Annotated in this window: 21 protein-coding genes, 1 tRNA gene and 1 riboswitch; of the genes, 6 read left to right on the top strand and 16 right to left on the bottom strand. The window is 36.0% G+C overall.

Annotation, left to right across the window (positions count from 1 at the left end):
- Positions 1 to 84: 84 nt before the first annotated feature.
- Positions 85 to 456, top strand: a complete 372-nt coding sequence (locus PYW32_RS08005) for a hypothetical protein (RefSeq protein ID WP_016174827.1) — start codon at positions 85 to 87, stop codon at positions 454 to 456.
- 63 nt (positions 457 to 519) lie between these two features.
- Here PYW32_RS08005 and purB read toward each other — a convergent pair whose 3' ends face one another.
- The 10 genes from purB to PYW32_RS08055 all read right to left on the bottom strand — a co-directional run bounded on the left by purB (position 520) and on the right by PYW32_RS08055 (position 8,971).
- Positions 520 to 1,818 carry an adenylosuccinate lyase gene (gene purB / locus PYW32_RS08010; RefSeq protein ID WP_016174826.1) on the bottom strand — a complete coding sequence of 433 codons (1,299 nt, stop codon included), beginning with the start codon at positions 1,816 to 1,818 and terminating at the stop codon, positions 520 to 522.
- Positions 1,819 to 1,831: 13 nt separating this feature from the next.
- Positions 1,832 to 2,950 carry a 5-(carboxyamino)imidazole ribonucleotide synthase gene (gene purK, locus PYW32_RS08015; RefSeq protein ID WP_211210778.1) on the bottom strand — a complete coding sequence of 373 codons (1,119 nt, stop codon included), beginning with the start codon at positions 2,948 to 2,950 and terminating at the stop codon, positions 1,832 to 1,834.
- Positions 2,943 to 3,431, bottom strand: coding sequence for a 5-(carboxyamino)imidazole ribonucleotide mutase (gene purE, locus PYW32_RS08020; RefSeq protein ID WP_016174824.1), 489 nt, complete (start codon positions 3,429 to 3,431; stop codon positions 2,943 to 2,945). The genes purK and purE overlap by 8 nt, the downstream gene beginning before the upstream one ends.
- 89 nt (positions 3,432 to 3,520) lie before the next feature.
- Positions 3,521 to 4,153 carry a hypothetical protein gene (locus PYW32_RS08025; protein WP_016174823.1) on the bottom strand — a complete coding sequence of 211 codons (633 nt, stop codon included), beginning with the start codon at positions 4,151 to 4,153 and terminating at the stop codon, positions 3,521 to 3,523.
- A 59-nt stretch (positions 4,154 to 4,212) separates the two neighbouring features.
- Positions 4,213 to 5,487: a nucleobase:cation symporter-2 family protein gene (locus tag PYW32_RS08030; RefSeq protein ID WP_035010284.1), complete on the bottom strand. Its 1,275-nt coding sequence runs from the start codon at positions 5,485 to 5,487 to the stop codon at positions 4,213 to 4,215.
- A 4-nt stretch (positions 5,488 to 5,491) separates the two neighbouring features.
- Positions 5,492 to 6,073 (bottom strand): xanthine phosphoribosyltransferase, encoded by a 582-nt coding sequence (locus PYW32_RS08035; RefSeq protein ID WP_016174821.1) that lies wholly within the window; start codon positions 6,071 to 6,073, stop codon positions 5,492 to 5,494.
- A gap of 77 nt (positions 6,074 to 6,150) precedes the next feature.
- A riboswitch (purine riboswitch) is annotated at positions 6,151 to 6,246 on the bottom strand.
- Positions 6,247 to 6,331: 85 nt separating this feature from the next.
- Entirely contained in the window at positions 6,332 to 7,024 is a 693-nt protein-coding gene (locus PYW32_RS08040) for a beta/alpha barrel domain-containing protein (RefSeq protein ID WP_016174820.1), read from the bottom strand.
- 16 nt (positions 7,025 to 7,040) lie between these two features.
- Positions 7,041 to 7,649 carry a glycoside hydrolase family 73 protein gene (locus PYW32_RS08045; RefSeq protein ID WP_016174819.1) on the bottom strand — a complete coding sequence of 203 codons (609 nt, stop codon included), beginning with the start codon at positions 7,647 to 7,649 and terminating at the stop codon, positions 7,041 to 7,043.
- A gap of 7 nt (positions 7,650 to 7,656) precedes the next feature.
- Positions 7,657 to 8,439, bottom strand: coding sequence for a M15 family metallopeptidase (locus PYW32_RS08050; protein ID WP_016174818.1), 783 nt, complete (start codon positions 8,437 to 8,439; stop codon positions 7,657 to 7,659).
- 19 nt (positions 8,440 to 8,458) lie between these two features.
- The gene (locus PYW32_RS08055; protein ID WP_016174817.1) at positions 8,459 to 8,971 is read right to left on the bottom strand and encodes a hypothetical protein; all 513 of its coding nucleotides are present in this window, start codon (positions 8,969 to 8,971) and stop codon (positions 8,459 to 8,461) included.
- Between the two features lie 128 nt (positions 8,972 to 9,099).
- Here PYW32_RS08055 and PYW32_RS08060 point away from each other — a divergent pair, with 128 nt between their 5' ends.
- Positions 9,100 to 10,044 (top strand): Gfo/Idh/MocA family protein, encoded by a 945-nt coding sequence (locus PYW32_RS08060; RefSeq protein ID WP_016174816.1) that lies wholly within the window; start codon positions 9,100 to 9,102, stop codon positions 10,042 to 10,044.
- A 40-nt stretch (positions 10,045 to 10,084) separates the two neighbouring features.
- On the opposite strand, the gene PYW32_RS08065 is transcribed toward PYW32_RS08060, so the two are convergent.
- Positions 10,085 to 11,038: an aromatic acid exporter family protein gene (locus PYW32_RS08065; protein ID WP_016174815.1), complete on the bottom strand. Its 954-nt coding sequence runs from the start codon at positions 11,036 to 11,038 to the stop codon at positions 10,085 to 10,087.
- 88 nt (positions 11,039 to 11,126) lie between these two features.
- Between PYW32_RS08065 and PYW32_RS08070 the strand changes: the two genes are divergently transcribed.
- Complete coding sequence (locus PYW32_RS08070; protein WP_016174814.1) at positions 11,127 to 11,717, top strand: FUSC family protein; 591 nt, start codon at positions 11,127 to 11,129, stop codon at positions 11,715 to 11,717.
- 20 nt (positions 11,718 to 11,737) lie between these two features.
- Here the strand turns inward: PYW32_RS08070 and PYW32_RS08075 are convergent, their stop codons facing one another.
- From PYW32_RS08075 to PYW32_RS08090, 4 genes are all read right to left on the bottom strand, one after another.
- Positions 11,738 to 15,142 carry an FtsX-like permease family protein gene (locus PYW32_RS08075; protein ID WP_016174813.1) on the bottom strand — a complete coding sequence of 1,135 codons (3,405 nt, stop codon included), beginning with the start codon at positions 15,140 to 15,142 and terminating at the stop codon, positions 11,738 to 11,740.
- Between the two features lie 11 nt (positions 15,143 to 15,153).
- The gene (locus PYW32_RS08080) at positions 15,154 to 15,855 is read right to left on the bottom strand and encodes an ABC transporter ATP-binding protein (protein WP_016174812.1); all 702 of its coding nucleotides are present in this window, start codon (positions 15,853 to 15,855) and stop codon (positions 15,154 to 15,156) included.
- Between the two features lie 575 nt (positions 15,856 to 16,430).
- Positions 16,431 to 17,585: an N-acetylglucosamine-6-phosphate deacetylase gene (gene nagA / locus PYW32_RS08085; protein WP_016174811.1), complete on the bottom strand. Its 1,155-nt coding sequence runs from the start codon at positions 17,583 to 17,585 to the stop codon at positions 16,431 to 16,433.
- Positions 17,586 to 17,662: 77 nt separating this feature from the next.
- Entirely contained in the window at positions 17,663 to 18,490 is an 828-nt protein-coding gene (locus PYW32_RS08090) for a helix-turn-helix domain-containing protein (RefSeq protein WP_016174810.1), read from the bottom strand.
- Between the two features lie 124 nt (positions 18,491 to 18,614).
- On the opposite strand from PYW32_RS08090, the gene PYW32_RS08095 reads away from it, so the two are divergent.
- A complete protein-coding gene (locus tag PYW32_RS08095) occupies positions 18,615 to 18,794 on the top strand; it encodes a hypothetical protein (RefSeq protein ID WP_016174809.1) in 180 nt (59 codons plus the stop codon).
- Positions 18,795 to 18,828: 34 nt separating this feature from the next.
- Here PYW32_RS08095 and PYW32_RS08100 read toward each other — a convergent pair whose 3' ends face one another.
- Positions 18,829 to 20,046 carry a pyridoxal phosphate-dependent aminotransferase gene (locus tag PYW32_RS08100; protein ID WP_016174808.1) on the bottom strand — a complete coding sequence of 406 codons (1,218 nt, stop codon included), beginning with the start codon at positions 20,044 to 20,046 and terminating at the stop codon, positions 18,829 to 18,831.
- Positions 20,047 to 20,293: 247 nt separating this feature from the next.
- Between PYW32_RS08100 and PYW32_RS08105 the strand changes: the two genes are divergently transcribed.
- Positions 20,294 to 20,377 (top strand) — tRNA-Leu (locus PYW32_RS08105).
- Between the two features lie 485 nt (positions 20,378 to 20,862).
- On the top strand, positions 20,863 to 21,354 hold the full coding sequence (locus tag PYW32_RS08110; RefSeq protein ID WP_016174807.1) for a DUF5626 family protein: 492 nt from the start codon (positions 20,863 to 20,865) through the stop codon (positions 21,352 to 21,354).
- Positions 21,355 to 21,397: the final 43 nt, after the last annotated feature.

A 21,397-nucleotide genomic window follows, 5' to 3' on the forward strand; every position in this document is an offset into this window, starting at 1 on the left:
CAAAAATAAAGCGTTTACAACAAAGAACTTGGGTGTTATTATAATGGCAGATGATAGTCTGGTTTCAAGGAGGACGACGAGTATATGATAACGTTTTATGAAGAAGCTCAGCATTTTGTGTCATATTTAACACCAGCAGAAAGAAAAAAAATGTTTTATGACCTTTCCAAAGTTTTACAACAATGCAGCGACACGCAAAAACGAAAACTTTCATGGAATGAACGAATGGTTTTTTTGACAAAACCTTATCGTCGTTGTAAACAACTTTTTCAATTTACCAATCATCATAATGAAGAGATTGTGATTCGAGAAGTCTATCAGTCACATTTTTTTCAACGTCAGTATCACATCGAAGTATTTTTAAATTTTAAAGAGACGTCGATTGAATTCGTCCAAACACTTTTTCTCATTTTAAAACGAGAGCTTTATACAATTAGTTTTATTACCCAAAGATGAATCAAAGACAAAAAACCCAATTCCCAAAAAGTTTGGAAATCGGGTTTATTTTTATGCGGAAAATTATTCAGCTAGACCAACACGCTCAAAAATAGTATCAACATTTTGTAAATGATGATTATAATCGAAAGCATCATCTAAGTCTGCTTTTGTTAAAACATTTGTCACTTTTTCGTCCGCTTCTAATAATGGACGGAAAGCCGTTTGCTCATCCCAAGCTCTCGCTGTGTGTGGTTGTACTAAATCATAGGCTTGTTCACGTGTCATTCCGTGATCGATTAGTTTTAACATCACACGTTGGCTATAAATCAAGCCAAATGTTGCATTCATGTTGCGTTTCATATTTTCTGGGAAGACCGTCAAGTTTTTCACGATGTTACCAAAACGGTTTAACATGTAGTTTAATAAAATAGTTGTATCTGGAATAATAATACGTTCTGCTGAAGAATGAGAAATATCGCGTTCGTGCCATAATGACACGTTCTCATAAGCAGTAATCATATGCCCACGAACCACACGAGCTAGACCAGACATATTTTCAGAACCAATCGGATTACGTTTATGTGGCATTGCTGATGAGCCTTTTTGACCTTTTGCAAAGAATTCTTCGACTTCGCGTGTTTCTGATTTTTGCAACCCACGAATTTCTGTTGCAAATTTTTCAATACTTGTCGCAACTAATGCCATGGATGCTAAATATTCAGCATGTAAATCTCTTGGCAAGACTTGTGTTGAAACATCTTGGGGACGAATCCCTAATTTTGTACATACGTATTCTTCAACAAATGGCGGAATATTTGCAAAAGTACCTACTGCACCACTGATTTTCCCAGCTTCAACACCTTTCGCAGCATGTTCAAAACGTTCGATATTACGTTTCATTTCAGAGTACCACAAGGCTAATTTCAATCCAAATGTAGTTGGTTCGGCATGAACACCATGTGTGCGCCCCATCATTACAGTGTATTTATGTTCTTTTGCTTTTTCGCCAATAATGTCTGTTAAGCGTTGCAAATCTTGACGTAAAATATGATTGGCTTGTTTCATTAAATAACCATAAGCAGTATCGACCACGTCAGTTGACGTCAAGCCGTAATGTACCCATTTGCTTTCATCTCCTAGTGTTTCAGAAACGGCACGCGTAAAGGCTACAACATCGTGTCTTGTTTGTTCTTCGATTTCTAAAATGCGTTGAATATCAAATGAGGCATTCGCACGAATTTTTTCAACGTCTTCTTTTGGGATTTCACCAAGTTCAGCCCAAGCTTCATCTGCTAAGATTTCCACTTCTAACCACGCTTGATAGCGATTTTCATCTGTCCAGATTTGCCCCATTTCAGGTCGTGTATAACGTTCTAACATAATTTATCTCCTCTTAATCCCAAATTTTCGTTTTTTTGATTTCTTCTAATGTTCGGTCGATATTTTCAGTAACAATGGTAATATGTCCCATTTTGCGTCCTTTTTTCGCTGCGGATTTTCCATAATAATGGAATTGCCAATGCGCTTTACGACCAATCATGCGATACGTTTCTTCCAAATGTTCCCCTAGCACGTTGACCATGACAGCGTCACTGAGTAGTCGCGTTTTGCCTAATGGCCAACCACAAATTCCACGAATATGCGCATCAAATTGACTCATATTACACGCTTCAATTGAATAATGACCGGAATTGTGTGGACGAGGCGCCAATTCATTCACATAAATACTTCCTGCTTCGGTTAAGAACATTTCAATTCCCAGCACTCCTCGCAAGTCTAATGCCTTAGCAATGACTGTCGCAATTCGTTCTACTTCTTTCACAACATCTTGCGGAATATTTGCTGGTGCAATCGTTTCATGTAAAATATTATTACGATGAATATTTTCAACAACTGGGAAAGTGGTATACTCACGACCATTTCCGGCAACCATAATGGATAATTCTTTCTCAAAAGGAATCCACGCTTCTAATTCACACGTTCCTTCACGTAGTAAATTCATCGATGAAGCAAGGTCTGTACGACTCTTTAAGACATATTGTCCTTTCCCATCATACCCACCACGTGTCGTTTTTAAGACACATGGATAACCAATATTCTCAATCGCATCTTGAATATCTGTAGGGCTAATAATTGTAGCATATGGTGCAATCACAATATTATTTGCTTCCAAAAAAGATTTCTCTAATAAACGATCTTGAGTAATTGCTAATAAATCGGTTCCTTGAGGCACCTCACAAAATGGCAAAATGGCATTTAAAGCTTCTACACTGACATTTTCAAATTCATAGGTCATGACATCACTGCGTTTTGCCATTTCTTCTAACGCTAAAATATCATCATATTCAGCGATAATATGCCAATCAGCAATTTGTGCTGTCGGACAGTTTTCCATAGGGTCTAACACACCTACACGAAAACCCATTTGTTTTGCACTCATGGTCATCATTCGACCTAATTGGCCGCCACCAACGATTCCAATCGTTGCACCCGGCATCAACGGTTTAACCAAGTTGATCACTACTTTCCATTACTGATTCTTCCATTTGTTTACGTTTTTGAGCAAGTTTATCTGCTACCTTTAAATCATACATTGAAAGCATCTGTGCCGCAAGTATTCCTGCGTTAATTGCGCCAGCTTTTCCAATCGCTGTTGTAGCAACGGGCACTCCTCCCGGCATTTGAACAATTGATAATAATGAATCTAAACCATTTAATGTTCGTGATTGCACTGGAACACCAATCACTGGTAAGGTCGTTTTTGCAGCAATCATCCCTGGTAAATGTGCTGCTCCTCCCGCTCCAGCAATAATAACTTTCAATCCATTTTCACGAGCATTTTCAGCAAAAGAAAACATAAAATCAGGGGTACGATGTGCAGAAACAACTTTTTTTTCATACGACACGCCAAGTTCATCCAAACTATCACACGCACCTTTCATTGTTTCCCAATCAGACGTACTCCCCATCACAACAGCAACTAAAGGTTTCATTTTCCAAACTCCTTCTCATTTATTCTTTTTCATTTTAGCAATCGAAAAAAACAAAGTCAAAACTTTAACGAATAATTATAAATCTATTTTCAAGAACGTTCGTGAAATACTGAAAAATGTTTTTTTAATGCTTCTGAAGAAGAAAAGATCTGTTGTTGATATTTTTCATTGTAAAGTTGTATGACCTCACCCATTGATAATTGTGGGACAATCATCATTTCAGTAGTCGCCAGTTTTTTCAACGTGGCAATGATTTGTTGATGATGTGCCTCTAAATCTCCTCGCAGATACCATTCAAATACTTCGTCAATAAAAACGATATTGATTTCTTGAAGCCACGGGCAACTGCGAGAGAGTCGTGCAGTCGTCCCCGAAATTGTTTTTTCGTTGGTAAATAATACTGTCACGGAAGTCGTCTGTGGTAATTGTTCAAACAGAATTTCATCAATTTGTAAAATAGGAATCGGAAATATCCGCTGAATTTTTTCAATAAAAACAATATAATTTGTACACGTCACTAGAATCGCATCTGGTTGATACTGCATTAATTCATCTAATTGTTTTTCAACATACTCTTTAATCATTTCTTCGTCTTCATTGTCTTGAATTTTAGATAGTAACGCTTCGTCCACTTTATGAATGCGTTCTAAGGGAACTGTTTGAAGTGCATTTTCTACAATTTCACGATTATTCAAATTCGCGTGTAAACAAACAATCCGCATACGATTCTCCCCTCTAATTAGTAAAAAACATGCAGTAGTTTTTAACCACCGCATGTTTTTTATTCTTTCGTTTTCAACCCATTTAAGACTAAATTTAAAACGACTGCTGTTAAACTACTCATCACAATCCCGTTACTCGTAAATAATTGTAGTGTTTCTGGTAAACGATCAAATAGTTGAGGAATCATATTGAACCCTAAACCAAATCCAATCGAGACAGCTACAATTAATAGGTTCTTATCATTATTGTAGTCAACTTTTGATAACATACGCATACCTGCAACAGCGACCATACCGAACATGACTAACATACCGCCACCTAAAACGGCTTCTGGAATGACTTGTGCCAAGGCACCGATCTTAGGAAATAAGCCTAGAATAATTAAAAAGATTGCTGCAAAATAAATTGGTAATCTCGTCTTAATCCCTGAAAGTTGGACTAAACCAACATTTTGTGAAAACCCTGTATGAGGGAATGTGTTAAAAATCCCACCTAATAAAATAGCTAAACCTTCTGTACGATACCCTCGTTTTAAATCTTCTCCTGTGACTTCTTGCTCAGTAATTTCTCCTAAAGCAAAATACACACCAGTCGATTCAACCATACAAACAATCACAATAATAATCATTAAAATAATTGAAACAATATCAAACGTTGGCATCCCAAAATAAAATGGATGTGGTACTTGAAATACAGGTGCTTGACTAATCGCAGAGAAATTGACATCTCCCATAAAATAAGCTAATAACGTTCCGCCTGCTAAACCAATCAAAACAGCAATGGAGCGAATAAAACCACGGCCAAACGCTTGAATACCAATAATCAGTGCAATCGTTACAAAGGCTTGAAGTAAGTAACGTGGCTCACCAAAATTGCTCATTGAAACATCGCCGCCACCCATTTTACCGATTGCCACAGGAATCAATGTTAACCCGATAACTGTAATGACTGTTCCTGTCACAATGGTGGGGAACAAAACTTTAATTTTAGAAAAAATACCGGCTGTAACCATTAAAAACAATCCTGCAACAATAATTGAACCAAAAACAGCTCCGATTCCTGCTTGTGAACCAATCATAATGGCTGGTCCAACCACTTGAATCGCACAACCTAAAATTACAGGTAATCCAATTCCGAAATATTTCGTCACAGTTAATTGTAAAAGTGTAGCCAAACCACACATGAAAATATCCATTGAAATCAAGTACGTCATTTGCTGCGCATCCATGCCCAACCCTGTACCAATCAATAGCGGAACAGCAACTGCACCTGCGTACATCGCTAAAAGATGTTGCAGACCTACTAAAGCTGCTTTACCATTTTCTTCGTTCATTTGATTACGCATCTGCTTCACGGAAGGCTACCTCCCCATCAGCTAATGACGCAATACGAGCTAGTGAAACAACGCGAATGCCCATATCTTCTAATAGTTGACGACCATCTTGGAAAGACTTTTCAATCACAATACCAACGCCTTCAACTTGCGCACCTGCTTGACGACACAATTCAATTAAGCCCTTCGCTGCTTGCCCATTTGCTAAGAAATCATCAATAATTAATACTTTATCTTCGTTATTTAAAAATTTACGTGAAATTGAAATGGTACTTGTTACTTGTTTTGTAAATGAATAAACAGAACTAGTTAATAATTCCTCATCCATTGTTAAACTTTTGGCTTTACGCGCAAAAATCATTGGAACATCCAACTGTTTTGCTGCATATAATGCCGGAGCAATTCCAGATGCTTCAATTGTGACTACTTTCGTAATGCCACTTTCTGTAAACACTTCTGCAAAACGCGCACCAATTTTTTCCATTAATTCAGGATCGACTTGATGCGTAACAAAACTGTCAACTTTTAATACACCTTCTCCTAAAACATTGCCATCCTTTTGAATACGACTAACTAATTCTTCCATCTTTACAAACTCACTTTCCTTCACTTTAATAAAATAAAAAGAGCACCTCTTTGCGAATACAGCAAAAAAGGTGCACAAACAAACACTTTTTTACCTATAGTCCGATATTCCGGTATCGGGTAGAAACTGTCGACCTATTACGACGATATATAAGTAAGAACTAATTATGAAAAACACAACCATCATTATGCCTATAAATTGGATAAAATACAAGTAAACTCAATCATAAATTTGGATTTTCTCATTTTTCGTTCGATTTTAGTGTGATTTTTTAAATTCATTTCGTTCACGTTCACGATAAAAGTCCATTTTCTTACTGAACAATTTCCCATTAGAAGGTGGTGTGTACGTAATTGCATTTGCGCCGGCTTCAATCGTTTCACAAATACTTTCTTCATTTGGACCACCCGTAGCAATAATTGGCAATTCTGGATAAAGTTTTCGGAAATGGCGGACTGTATCTGCCGTCTCTTTTCCTGCGCTAATATTAATAATTTTAACGCCCGCCTCAATTTTTTCATCAATCGGCGTATATTTACTCGTCACAGTACTGACTACAGGAATATCTACTACACTGCATACTTCTTGAACTGTTTCAATAGGTGTCGGTCCGTTCAAGACGACCCCTATCGAACCTTGCGCTTCTGCAAAAAGACTCATATAAGAAGCACGTGTTCCTTGGGTTAGTCCTCCACCAACACCAGAAAAGACTGGAATATCAGCCGCTTCAATAATACTCTTTGTAATCGCTGGATGCGGAGTAAATGGATACACTGCAATAACAGCATTCGCATTTGTATTACGAATAATCGCAATATCTGTTGTAAAAATAATCGACTTAATTTTTTTACCAAAAATAATAATACCACTGGCTTCATCAATTATTTCTGGTACCTTCACAATATCTTTTCTTAACTCAGTGGTAATATTGGGAATAAATTGTTTGCTCATCGAAAATCAGCTCCTTTTAATCGTATTGATTAAGTTGATAGGTTTCGATTACATCTTTGATTTTTGCTGCATAACCTGGATCAGTGGCATAACCTGCTTCTTGCAAGGCATCTGCAGCAACTTGATAATTTGGAGCAGTGAGAACTTTTTCATATTTTTCAGGACTCCAGTCCACACCATTAACAAATAACATGGTATGATCATCCATTGACTCTTCCCAAGAATTGTACACACGAAAATCACCTTTAATCGTAATCCATTGTTCATTGACAAATTCTTGTGTGTCTAACGTGACTTTATTTTGGTTTCCATAAGCTTTAATACCAAATAAGTTATTGTACTCTTTGGCTAATTGACTATTGCCCCAATTCGATTCTAAAATCGCTTGTCCAATCACAATACTTGGTAAAATGCCATAACCTTCTTGTAATTCTTTGGCATGAGGCAATAGATGATTGATAAATTCTTCTTTGGTCATATCTGGATTTTCTTGATATGCATACATCGTCTGTGACAACATGGGATTGGCTAAACTTCTTAATGAAAAAATAAATGCCGCCCCAATCATCACAAAACCGATTAAAATGGCTGGTAAACGCAGCGCTTTTTTCTTTCTTCTATTCATATACACCCTACTTTTCTTTTAATAAGTCAATGTACTCTTCTAGTGTCAGGTGATGTTCTTCGATATACTTCGCATGCTCTACGCCAACATAACGAAAATGCCAAGGTTCATAGGTAATTTTAGTAATGTCTTCTTTGCCGTCTGGATAGCGAACGATAAATCCGTATTCTCTCGCATGTTCTGCCAACCATTTTGCTCCTGGTTCATCGCCGTAAGCAGGTTCTAACAAAACACGTGGATAATTTTGTTGCCAATTGGTGTCTACTACATCGATAGCTAATCCTGTGTGATGTTCGCTATAACCTGGTTCAGTCGACGTCTTTTTCGTCTCTTTAATCGCTGCTTCTTCTGTCATTCCTTGTGACATGTATTGATACACAGCATCATTAAATACCTGTTCTTGATAAGAGACCGAACGATATGAAGACACTAATGCTAAAGGATACCCTGCTTGTGCCGCCGCTTGTGTTAATTTTTCATAGGGTTCAATTACTCGACGATCTAGTTGCATCACGCTGCCTGGAATTTCCACAAGGTTTTCTTGTGGGATATCTTTTTCTAAGGGATGTTCTGGTCCCACTAAAATTAAATTCCAATCATCTATTGAACCTTCAGGAAATGTCTCTTTCTTTTTTTCTTTTGCCTTTTGCTGGGTGGTTTCTTTTTCAGAAGCCACAAAAGACGAATCAAGGTCTTCGATCACGACTTTTCGTGTGACAAAACGATTAATTCCATAAATAACAACAATGCCAATTATCATTAAACTAATCGTTCGTAATGCTTTTTTCAACAACCTGTCCCCTCTCACTTTACTTATTATATGTTTCTTCTAAGTTTTCATTTACCCAATCTAATAAAGCAACTTGCTCATTTTCTAATTGTTGTTGAATATAAGCTGGCAAGCGGAAAGTGAGAATATCATCAAAGCCCCATTCATCATAGGCAATTCCTACACGTAAGTTTAAGTATTGACTTGAACTATTTTCCTCTTTTGATTGAATCATTTCAACCGTCCCAAGACCGATGTTTAACCATTTACGAGCAATCGCAGTTTTCATTTTACGATATTCACTCACAGCAACACCACGTTTTTCCGGATAAATGATGGTTTGACGCAAAATCTTTTGCAACAACATCCATTCATAGTCACTAAACAGATTTTTTACTTTTTGATTCTCTTCGGGTGCCAATGACCCCACCCCTTGTTTCCACTTCTCCCATTGTTCAGAAGAAATTCCTAAGTTATTCTCATAAAATAACGTTTCTGTGCCATATTGTTCATAAACAGCACTTAAAATTAATTCAATATATACATCATGCATAGACAATCCCTCCATCTTCCATTCTACTCAAATTTTATGATAAAAGAAACTTTTTCGCTACTACCTTTTCTCAATTTTAAACTAATTCTGTTATACTAAGGATATCATTAGTCAAAGGAGAAGATAAAATGACACATTATCATTGGGGCATTATCGGTTTAGGAGACATCGCACATCAATTTGCTGCAGATTTTAAGAGTGAAAAAAGTGAAATTTATGGTGTCGCAGCAAGACGTTTACCAAAAGTTCAAGCATTCGCAGAAGAATTTTCGATTCCTACTGTTTATGAAACAGTGGAAGACTTATTAGCAGATGATGTCATTGACTTTGTGTACATCGCAGTACCAAACAATGTGCATCATCAATATATTATGGCAGCGTTACAAGCTGGCAAACACGTATTATGTGAAAAAGCAATTACCATGAATAGTGCAGAATTAACAGAAGAAATCGCTTTGGCAAAAGAAAAAAATCTGGTGCTACAAGAAGCGATGACGATCTTCAATATGCCATTATACCTTGAATTGAAGAAGATTGCAGATAGTGGCACATTAGGTAAACTAAAACTAATTCAAGCACCTTTTGGAAGTTACAAAGAACCTGATCCAACAAATCGTTTCTTCAATCCAGAATTAGCTGGCGGAGCATTATTAGATATTGGGACGTATGCTGTTTCTTTCGCACGTTTCTTCTTATCTGCTACACCAGATGTTTTATTCAGTAACGTTTTACCATTTGAAACGGGTGTTGATGAACAATCCATCACCGTCTTGCGCAATCAAAAAGATGAAATGGCTACAGTTAGTCTATCTTTCCAAGCGAAAATGCCGAAGCAAGGGATTGTTGCTTACGAAAATGCGTACATCACAGTCGATGAATACCCCCGTGCAGACAAAGCCGAAATCGTTTACCGTGACGGCCATAAAGAAATCATTGAAGCTGGAAATACCGCAGAAGCTTTAAATTACGAAGTCCAAACACTCATTGAAACAGTCGAAGGAGCAGAAAATCGCACCTTACCACTAACCATTGATGTGATTCGTATCTTAGATGACATGCGTCGTTTTTGGTAAAAAAATCAGAGACAGCTGTTTAAATAGCTGTCTCTGATTTTCATTTCGTAACCGATTTTGAAAATTCTGCCTTGATTTCAATAAAACTTTTAAAAGACTGTAGAAATTGGAACAAACGTGCGCGATTTTCAAATTCTTCTCGATTTTGTGGCAACGTTTTCGAACGATAAACTTGATAAACTAAATCAATTCGTTTCAAAATTTCAGTACCATCATTATCTTCATCAAAAGTTGCGGCTGTAAAGTTTAAAAGCAGACGTAAATCTTCCACGAGCACTTCTTCCACTTGAATCCCATCCAATAATTGAACCATATCAGATAACATCCTGACTTGTGTTCGTCGCATCGAGAAATATTCTTCATAATAGGCATCTTCCACTTGCCATTGGTTCTCTTGATACATTTGTGCCCGTTGTTGCCCTTCACGAATAAAAATTAATAATTTATCACAGGATTTTTTTAACGTGTCTCGCGGAGGATGATTTAACATCGCTGCCATTCCTGATAGAATATGACGAAAACTATCCTCTATTTTTTCTTGATCTTCTTTCAATTGTTTCTCAATATTTGGCATATACAAATTAAAAGCTAATGCAAACCCCACACCAATACTCATCAAGAGTAATTCATTAATTAAAAGTGGGACAGAATAGGAACGCTCCATCATATAATGTGTCACAAGGACTGAATTAACGACAATGCCATCTGTAAGATTAAATGTGGCAGAAATAGGAATAAAAAATAATAAATAAATACCAAAAGCAATTGCGTTATAACCAATGACTTGAAAACACACAAAAGAAATCGCCGTTGCAATAGCCAAAGAAGCGAGACGTCCTAGACCTGTATACAGCGAAGCTTTTTTCGTATTCCCCACACTCAAAATAGCAATAATCCCCGCTGCTGGTGCATAAAGTAAATTTAGTGCATTGGCTAAAAGCATCGATAAAATAGATGCGACTGCCGTTTTAATTGTCCGCAAACCAATTCTCATATAAGTTCCTCCCTATATGAAAATTATACTAAACCTTTTGTGTTTTCACTAGAGATTCGTTATTATTAAATCAAAGGAGGCTACTATCGTGCATATTGGCCGTTTTAGACTAGGCATGAGAACGTTCAAATCGGCATTGTCGGTGTTAATTTGTATTTTAATCTTTGAATTTTTCAACCGTGGAGAACCTTGGATTGCAGCATTAGCGGCTGTCTTTTCTTTACGTCAAGATTTAACCACTACGTTTAGTTTCGGTAAATCTAGAATTCTTGGCAATACTATTGGTGGCATTGGTGGTATTTTGTATTTATTACTCCAACAACGTTTCCATGAAAGTTTTCTCGTAGAAATCATTGCTTTACCCGCACTAGTGGCATTGGTCATTATCTTATCAGATGGAATTAATAATAATGCAGGGATTATTTCGGCCATTGCAACTATTTTATTAATTACTTTAAGTGTTGACCCTGGTGACTCTGTTGGCGTAGCCGTCGACCGTATTTTCGATACATTTATCGGAACCGCTGTTGCGATTGGTATCAATTTCATTTTACGTCCACCTGAACCAGAAGTCGAAGAAGAACTCAAAGAAGACCTTGCTGTATTAAAAACTAAAGAAGCCGAACTTCAACAACAATTACAAGAAATCCAAACAAAAATTAAAAACCATGAAAAATAAGAGACTGAAATTTCAGTCTCTTATTCGTTTGATTTTAGAGCTTCAATCATATCTACTTTTTTCAATTTCAAATACATCACAATCCCCACTACTAACGTGAAGAAAATGGTAATACAGCTTGCGTACACATAACTAACGGGATGAATGGTTGGTGAAAACATCAGCATGTCCATTTCGACAGTTTGTAACACATAGCTATGCAATAAAATCCCCATCGCTAAACCAACCAACACACCAAAGAATGTTAGAAAAATATTTTCTCGATAAATGTACATCGTCACTTCTTTATCATAAAAGCCTAATACTTTAATCGTAGATAATTCGCGAATCCGTTCGGAAATATTAATATTGTTTAAGTTGTACAACACGATAAATGCTAACAATCCTGCTGAAATAATCAAGACCCAAACGACGATGGTCAAAGTCCCAGTTGTTTCATCTAAAGCAGTCGACGAATCCGACAAGAAACTCACATTAATGATTTCATCTTGGGCCATCAATTTTTCGGCAATTTGCTTTTCTTGTGCTTTGGTTCGATCACCTTTGAACACGACTAAATCCGTATTATAGATAGGTTCTTTATCAAAAACCTTTTTAAAAGTTTGCGGTGTTAAATAGGCAAAATGCCCAACATAGTTTTCAACAATCGCTGAAATTTTCACATCAAAGGTTTGATTATCCGCATTTTTCAATGTCAATGTTTCACCTACAGATAAATGGAATAATCCAGCTAGTTTTTCATTAATAATCGCTCCTTCATCGGTTAAATAAGAGACCTCTTTCGTTTGACGGTCATTAAATAAAACAAAATCAGGTAATTCCGTGACATTTTCGGGTACATATACGGTAACATCCTGACTAGCTGTTCCTTTTTGTTCTGTCGTGAATGTCTCAGAACCAATGGCTAAATGCGTTTGATAATCGTCAAATTTCGCTAATTCATCCAGATATGTCTGATAGGCTGCTTTTGTTGGTTGTTCTTTAAAAGATACAATTCCTTGATAATGCCAAATTTTTGAAAATTGAATAGGCACGACATCACTAATTGAATCACGTAACCCAAAACCTGTGAGAATCATCGCTGTGCATCCTGCAATCCCAAAAATTGTCATGAACATCCGCGATTTATAACGAAAGAGATTACGCATGGTGACTTTTTGAATAAAACTCATACGTTTCCATAACGGTGTGAAATATTCTAATAAGATACGTTTGCCTGCTTTAGGCGCTTTAGGACGCAATAATGCAGCTGGCGAACTGAATAAATCAACCCGTAAAGCAACCAGTGAAATCCCGACAGTACAAACCAACGCTACGACTATCCCAATACTACTATAGCCTACATACCAAGGTGTCACAAATTCTTTAATATTATATAACTGTCCATATGCGCTAATAATAATCGTTGGAAAAAGATAAAAACCGACTGCTAAACCTAATAGACTTCCCAATAGACCTGCTGATAAAGAATAAAGTAAAAATTTTTGAGAAATTTCGCCATTTTTATAACCTAAGGCTTTTAATGTACCAATTTCCACTCGTTTTTCTTCAATCATTCGACCCATCGTTGTCAAACTCACTAAAGCTGCAATTAAAAAGAAGATGGTTGGAAACACCGTCGCAATCGATGAAATACGATTGGCATTTTGTTCATATTCTGCGTAACCTGGATTACTCTCACGGTCAACAACCGTAAAAGCAGCTGGTTTCAATTCATCAATTCGTTTTTGTTCTTTTGCTAGTTTTGCTATCGCTTCTCTTAATTTTGGTAACTCTGTTTCTTTTTGTTTCGTAAATTCTGCTAACCCATCTTCATATTGTTGCTTTCCTGTTTGCCATTCTTTTTCAGCTGCTTGTAGTTGATTGGCACCACGTTCTTCCTCGATTGCAAGTGTCTGTTTGCCTTCTGCTAACTGTCGTTTTCCCTCATCTAATTGTTGTTTTGCTTGCTCAATTTGTTGTTTTCCGTCATCTAGTTGACGCTGCCCTGCTTGGATTTGTGCTTGACCTTGAGTAATGTCATTCATTCCTGTACTCATTTGCGCAAGGTTATCTTCAATGGTCGCAATTTGGGCGTCAATCATGCCACCAATCCCCTGAATGTCTTGGACAAGTGTTATGAGCGTTTCCGGAGACAGTTCATCAAGAATTTGTTGAATGGTGCTTTTCCAGTCATTTTCTGCTGGTAATTGCGTTAACAACAACTGTAAATTCATTTTAATATCATTTAATACTTGGACCAATTCTTCTTCTGGTACCGTATTCACTTGAGCAGTTAACGTTTCAATTTCTCGAAAGGTTTGCTGCGCTGTTTGTAACTGATACAAGGTAGCTTCTAATTGTTGACGTTGGGTCTCTAATTGTGAAAGTTGTGTTTCATACGCATCCAAAGAGCCGGCTTGACGATCAACTTCACGTTGCGCATCTGTTAACGTTCTTTCATTTGTGGCTACTTCTCGTTCACCTTCTGCAATTTGTTGTTCACGTAATTGGATTTCAGCTTTGGCAGCGGCTATCTTATCATTATATGTTTGTCTTGCTACTGCTAGTTCACGCTGTCCTTGGTCTAATTTTTCTTTCGCCTGTTTTAATTCTTTTTCGGCTTTTGCTAATTGTTCTTCGCCCTCTTGAATCTTTTTACGATTTTTTGCTAACTCCCGATTGGCAGTTTCTTTAATTTCGGACAAACGTGCTTCTTTTCGAGGCTCCAACCACTGATCTAATCGGTCTTGATTCTTGTCCATTTGTGCCTCATACGTTTCAGAATAAGCCGTTGTTGAACGTACATTTTTAAATGAAACTAACATACGTGCATAGGCATCCATTTGAAATATTGCTTCTGGCAGTAAAGCAAAATAATCAATCGCACCATTGCCCACATTCGTATTCCCACGCTTGGCGTTATCTATAAATTCTGGTGATGTAACAAATCCGACTACTTTAAATTCATATTTTTTTAAATTTTTTTCAGAATCATCACTTTCTTGAATCTTAAAAATATCGCCAATTTTATAATGTTCTTTCGCACGGATATCTAAAACAATTTCATCATTTTTTGGTAGTTTACCTGAATCTACTATCGGTTGATTTAACGTATCTGTCAAACTATAAAAACGGACCACTTCATTTTTATCAGCTAATTGAATATCAGTTACATACTGCGGTGCGATAGTCTCCAAATTTTTTTGATTTTCTAGATAGGTCTGGTCTTCTTTAGAAAATCCGAGACTGGAATAAATTGCAACATCTGATAACTGTTGCTTCTTATAATAATCATCTGCCGATTGGATCATATCTGGTCCAGTCGCACCAATACCTACAAAAAAAGCGACACCTAAAAAAATAATTCCTAAAATGGAAAAAAAGCGTGCCGGCGATTGTTTGATTTCTCGAATGCTACTTTTAAGGAGAGCTGTCTTTTTCATTTGTGTCCTCCTTACCATTCAATTTGAGCAATTGGTATTGGTGTTTCATTATGCTCAATACTACGAACTTTTGCATCATTGATTCGAATCACTCGATCTGCCATCGGCGCAATTTGCGAATTATGCGTAATGATAATAACTGTAGTCCCAGTGTTTCGTGCAGTATCTTCTAAAATTTGTAAGATTTGTTTTCCTGTCTCGTAATCCAACGCCCCCGTTGGTTCATCACATAACAAAAGTTTTGGTCGCTTTGCTAATGCACGTGCAATCGTGACACGTTGCTGTTCACCTCCAGATAATTGAGAAGGAAAATTATTCATCCGATGCCCTAACCCTACCTGTGTTAAAATCTCTTCTGCATTCAACGCATCTTCTACAATCTGAGCCGCCAACTCTACATTTTCTTTTGCAGTTAAATTAGGAACTAAATTGTAAAATTGAAACACAAACCCGACATCATCTCGACGATAAGCGGTTAGTTGTTTGGCATTGTAATTTGCAATATCAACACCATCAATAATAATTTGACCACTATCACAACTATCCATACCACCCAATATATTTAAAACTGTCGATTTTCCCGCACCACTTGGTCCTAAAATCACAGCTACTTCCCCTTTTTCAACACCAAACGTGACACCATCATTAGCCATAATCATCGTATCACCCATTTGGTATTTTTTCACTTCATCGATCACATCAATGTAACTCATTTTACCTCCTCCTTTTTCTTTAGTGTAACACAAACAAATAAGAATACAGACGTTTTTCCGCAATAAAAAAACGAGACATAAGACTGTGCTCGCTTTAAAAATGATATAGAAGAGTAATGATTTTGTCTTTTGTTTAGTAGTGAGGAAGAGTGCGACATAAAAAAGTAGCATGTGTATGACGCATTTTATGATTTCAATCCATGCAGTCATGAAGACTGCAACAGAGTAAAATCCTTCACATCTTCATCACTAAAACATTTCAGTCCATACAGTCATGAAGACTGCAACACCCAGTGAACACAGCAGCATTACCTGTTTTAGCAATTTCAATCCATGCAGTCATGAAGACTGCAACACGGCGATTTATTTTTGTACAAAATCGAATATAATCACATTTATTTCCTCATCGTTTTATCATTTAACATCATTTTTATGATGCGAATCTCCTAGGGATTTTCTGGGAGCATGGGATTCGCACCAAGGAATAAAACACTTTATCTTACTTAATTATACCATCTTTTATTATTATTCGAAATAAAAAAACGAAGTGAATATTCTTCACTCCGTTCCAATTTTTATTTAGATGCATTAAAACGTTCTACACCATCTAAGTAAGTTGCAACTAAAGTCATATCAGGATTTAAAACAATGAAATCGGCATCGCGACCATTTTTTATCATCCCACAAACATCATCAATTTTACAACTAACTGCTGGAATTAAACTTGCCATCATAATTGCTTGTTCTGGAGTTGCTAATTCCCAATCAACAACATTTTTAATAGCTTCTTTTAATTTTAAAATACTTCCTGCTAAATTACCTTCTTGTAAGCGAGCTGTACCATTTTCAACAACAACTGGAAACTCACCTAATACATAATTACCATCAGGCATACCACCTGCCATCATACAATCTGTAATCAACGCAACATGATCGTGACCTGCTTTTTCCATCAATACACCGGCAGCTGCGGGATGAACATGATGACCATCACAAATCAGTTCAGAAAAGACATCTTGCAAGCTTAGTAGCGCACCAACCATCCCAGGTTCACGATGATTTAAACCACGCATTCCATTAAAAGCATGTACAAAAACACTTGCTCCAGCTTCCACAGCTTTAGCCGCATCTTCTAATGTACCATTACTATGCCCTAAAGAAACCACAACACCTTCATCAGTTACTTGCTGAACAAATTCTTGAACTCCTTGACGTTCTGGTGCCAAAGCAATTTTTTTGATAATTCCGCCAGAAGCTTCTTGCCATTCATGGAAAGTATCGATATCTGGATTTCCGAAATAAGAAGGATTTTGTGCTCCTTTGTATTCTTCTGTAAAGAACGGACCTTCAAAGTAAATACCTTGAATTTTTGCACCTGTTACCGCTTTATGAACGCTTCCAATCGTTTCTGCTACATCACGCAATAATTCTTTACTTGACGTTAGAGTGGTTGGTAGAAAAGAGGTGACTCCACAAGATAACAGGGCATCTGACATCACTTTAATTCCTTCAGCATCATTATCCATTACATCATGATTCATATAGCCATGAATATGTGTATCAACCAATCCTGGTGCAATCCATTTACCAGAATGATCAATTAGATCTACTTCTTCCTCAGGTAATTCAGACGTATAATCTCCAAATTTCCCATCAACAATTTCTAAATATCCGGAACCTTTTACCATTGATTTTAAGAAAAATTTATCTGCGCTTATAAAAGTTCTCATTCAACTCTCTCCTCTGTATTCTTACTATCCTAAAATTACTCCTATTTGCTTTAGAAGTCAAGAAAGGTCTACACCATTTAGCGTATTTTTGATACATAAGTAGATAACGTCAAGTACTCTTTTGATTCTTCTACTAAATGCATTTTTTGACAGATCAATCCAGAAAGCGAAAAAAGCTCTTCTAAATAATAATAGCTACGCCGTTGTTGTGCCCATAAAATTCCTTGTTCCGAAACTTCTAAGGCTTGATCATATTGCTTCATTTGGAACAAAAAACTACCATAATTGTAAAATGCTTTTATCAATTCAAAATGTGTCAGTTCACCAGGTAATAGCTCAATCAGTTCATAGCTTGTTTTTAAATAAAACTCGGCTTTTTCAATATTCCCAGTATCTCCAAATACTCGACCTAAACAACTTAGTAATTGAATTTCAATAGGAGAAATATTCTTCTTTCCTTTATTATAAGTATAAGATAATCCTTTTTTTAATGACTGAATGGAGGCATCGTAGGATTGGTATAAAAAGTATTCACAACTGCCTAAATAATAATAGTAAAGCTGAAATTCTGTATCTAAATACAAATGATCAATTAAATGAGAACTTTTTAGTAATTCTTCCATTTTTTGATACTCTTGATGAATTAAATGATAATGCACTTGACTAAATAAGAATTTAATTCGTTGGATCTCGTCAGATTCTGAATGCAGAACCTGGTCCAACGTGACGTTTAAGCGTTGACAGATACTTTGTAAAACAATCACATTGGGAACTTCTACACCATTTTCAATGCGACTTAAAACACTTTGCGCACAAATCCCTTGTGCTAACATTTTTTGAGTCATTTTCCGCTCTTTCCGTAAGCGTTTTATCGTCTCGCCAAAAGTTTCAAATTGCTTTGACATATATCCTCCAAAATATGCGAATTCGCATTTTCTTTTTTATTTATTTTAACACATAATGTTAAAAAAAGAAGATTTTACCGAAAAATGTTCGGAATTCTTTATTATTTAGACTGGAGTGACACGTATGGAAACGAAAACAAACGTAACATTTAAATGGGAAAACCTCACTTTATTTGGATTTATTGAACGAGAATACGAAAATTCATTTTTAATACAAGTTAACGACCCTTCTAAAGAAATTATGGACAAATTTAGTGGTCGCATGGTGATTAGTAAAAAAGTATGCGAAAAAATCTCTGATTAAAAATGGAGAAGCGATTACTCGCTCCTCCATTTTTTTATTTTTGTTTGTAAGTTGATAAAAATTCACGCATTTTATCTGCTGTTAACTTCAATTCTTCAATATTTGGTAAATACACAATTCTAAAATGATCCGGTTGTTGCCAATTAAACCCACCACCATGAACCATCAAAACGTGATGCTCATGTAGAAAATCTAATACAAATTTTTCATCATCTAAAATGTTAAAACGTTTCGTATCAATTTTAGGGAACATATAAAAAGCAGCTTTGGGTTTCACTGCTGAAAGTCCCGGAATATCATTAATCGCATTGTAAATGAATTCACGTTGCTCATAAATACGACCACCTGGTAATAATAATTTATCAATACTTTGGTAGCCACCTAATGCTGTTTGCACAATATGTTGTGACAATACATTTGAACATAAACGCATTGACGACAGCATATTTAACCCTTCAATATAATCTTTAATGTGTCGTTTGTCACCACTAAGAACCATCCATCCAACACGGAATCCTGCGACACGATGAGATTTAGATAAACCACTAAACGTCACGACTGGACGATCAGGGGCTAAAGTTGCGATCGGAACATGTTGGTGACCATCCATCAATAAACGATCATAAATTTCATCAGAAAAGATAATTAAATCAAATTCACGTGCAATATCAACGATTTGTTCTAAAATTTCTTTTGGATAAACAGCACCGGTAGGATTATTGGGATTGATTAAAACAATCGCTTTTGTTTTAGAAGTTATTTTTGAACGAATATCTGCAATATCGGGATTCCAATCGCTTTCTTCATCACAAATATAATGAACCGGCTTACCTCCTGCCAATGAAACAGATGCTGTCCATAATGGATAATCTGGCATCGGCACTAAAATTTCATCTCCATTGTCACATAACCCTTGCATAGACATTGTAATTAGTTCACTAACACCATTTCCTGTATAAATATCATTAATCGTCACATTCGGGAAATTTTTCAATTGGCAATACTGTTCAATTGCTTTACGTGCTGAAAAAATACCTTTCGAATCAGAGTATCCTTCTGACTCTCTCACATTCATAATCAGATCACGAATAATTTCATTGGGTGCTTCAAAACCAAATGTTGCGGGATTACCAGTATTTAATTTTAAAATACTGATTCCTTCTTCTTGCATGCGATCTGCTTCTTCTAAAACAGGACCACGCACATCATAACTAACACCTTCAAGTTTACTAGATTTTTCAAAATTTCTCATAGTAAGATCCTCTTTTCATGAATATACACAGGGTATATTAAACTGTATTTCTGCATTTTCCATAGAACTTTTTTTCAGTGTACTTATTATAGCAAATTTTCTGAAAAAACGGGAAGTATTATTATTCATTTTTACTAAAAAAGTAAGAACTGGAGTATTGACAAACCTTGAAATAACAAGTAAGATTTTAACTGATTACTGCGGATGTGTTGGAATGGCAGACAGGTAACTTTTCATATGTACTTATGCGGATGTGATGGAATAGGCAGACATCTACGATTGAGGGTCGTAGGAGTTTCGACTCGTGCGGGTTCAAGTCCCGTCTTCCACATTTATTATAACCTACTATCTTTTAAATCGATAGTAGGTTATTTTTTCATTCAAAATTTAACCTATGTATATAATAGGAAACTTTGTAATAAGCGTGATCAATTTGCGGTTAAACGGTATTGTACTATAATAAATAAAGCGTTCAGGGTATAAGTGGTTTCTAGGGTTTATTTTGTGGTATATGTAAAGGGAATCTTCTCCAAAATGAAAAAAGACCTTAGCTAAGGTCTTTTTTTACGTTCAGAAATAAATTCAAATTTCGTCTCTCCTTTTATGAAAGCATAAATGTTTTATACAACAGTAAATACTTAAGATAGTTCAGAACAATATTTTCTATATTATATAAAAAACAAACAATTTTCTCTTTTTAAAGGAAACTTAATAAATAATGAACGTTCAGGACAAGATATTCAACGTTTGGGCTATAAATGGTTTCTAGGGTTTATTTTGTGGTATATATTATTCATTAGTTCAAGGAGGTTTTATATGAAAAAATTATTATTGTTATTTGCTTTTACTACTTTCACTGTTTTTGGTGTGCTATCTGAGGTAAATGCAGAAGAACTATCTGTAGATTTAAACAGCAGTTATGCTTCTACAGATATAAAAAATGATGAAGGTGAAATTATTGGTCAATTGGTAGTTTCTGAAGAAATTCCATCTACGAGTTTTTCTACCAGAAGTTATATTGATCAAGCATTGTCAAATAAAACATTTGACGTTAAGTTTATTGGTGTAACAGCAAATTTTGGATACAAAGTAACTGTAAAGAACAAAAAAATTACAAATGCTTACGGGGCTTGGTCAAACGGTATTATTTGGAGTACTGACTTAGGAAAACCTTATTTTACCTCAACTACATCAGGCGTAAAAGGTAAAACCAGTTTCGGTATCAGCGATTTTAGTTTCAATACAACAGTTAGGCTCAAAGGAAATATTGTTGACAATCGACTAAAAACATACCTTTCATTTTCATAACTAGAAATTGGTGGTGTTAAAATGATTTATGCTTACATTACAG

This window comes from Enterococcus saccharolyticus subsp. saccharolyticus, assembly GCF_029023825.1.
GTDB classification, from domain to species: Bacteria; Bacillota; Bacilli; order Lactobacillales; family Enterococcaceae; genus Enterococcus_F; species Enterococcus_F saccharolyticus.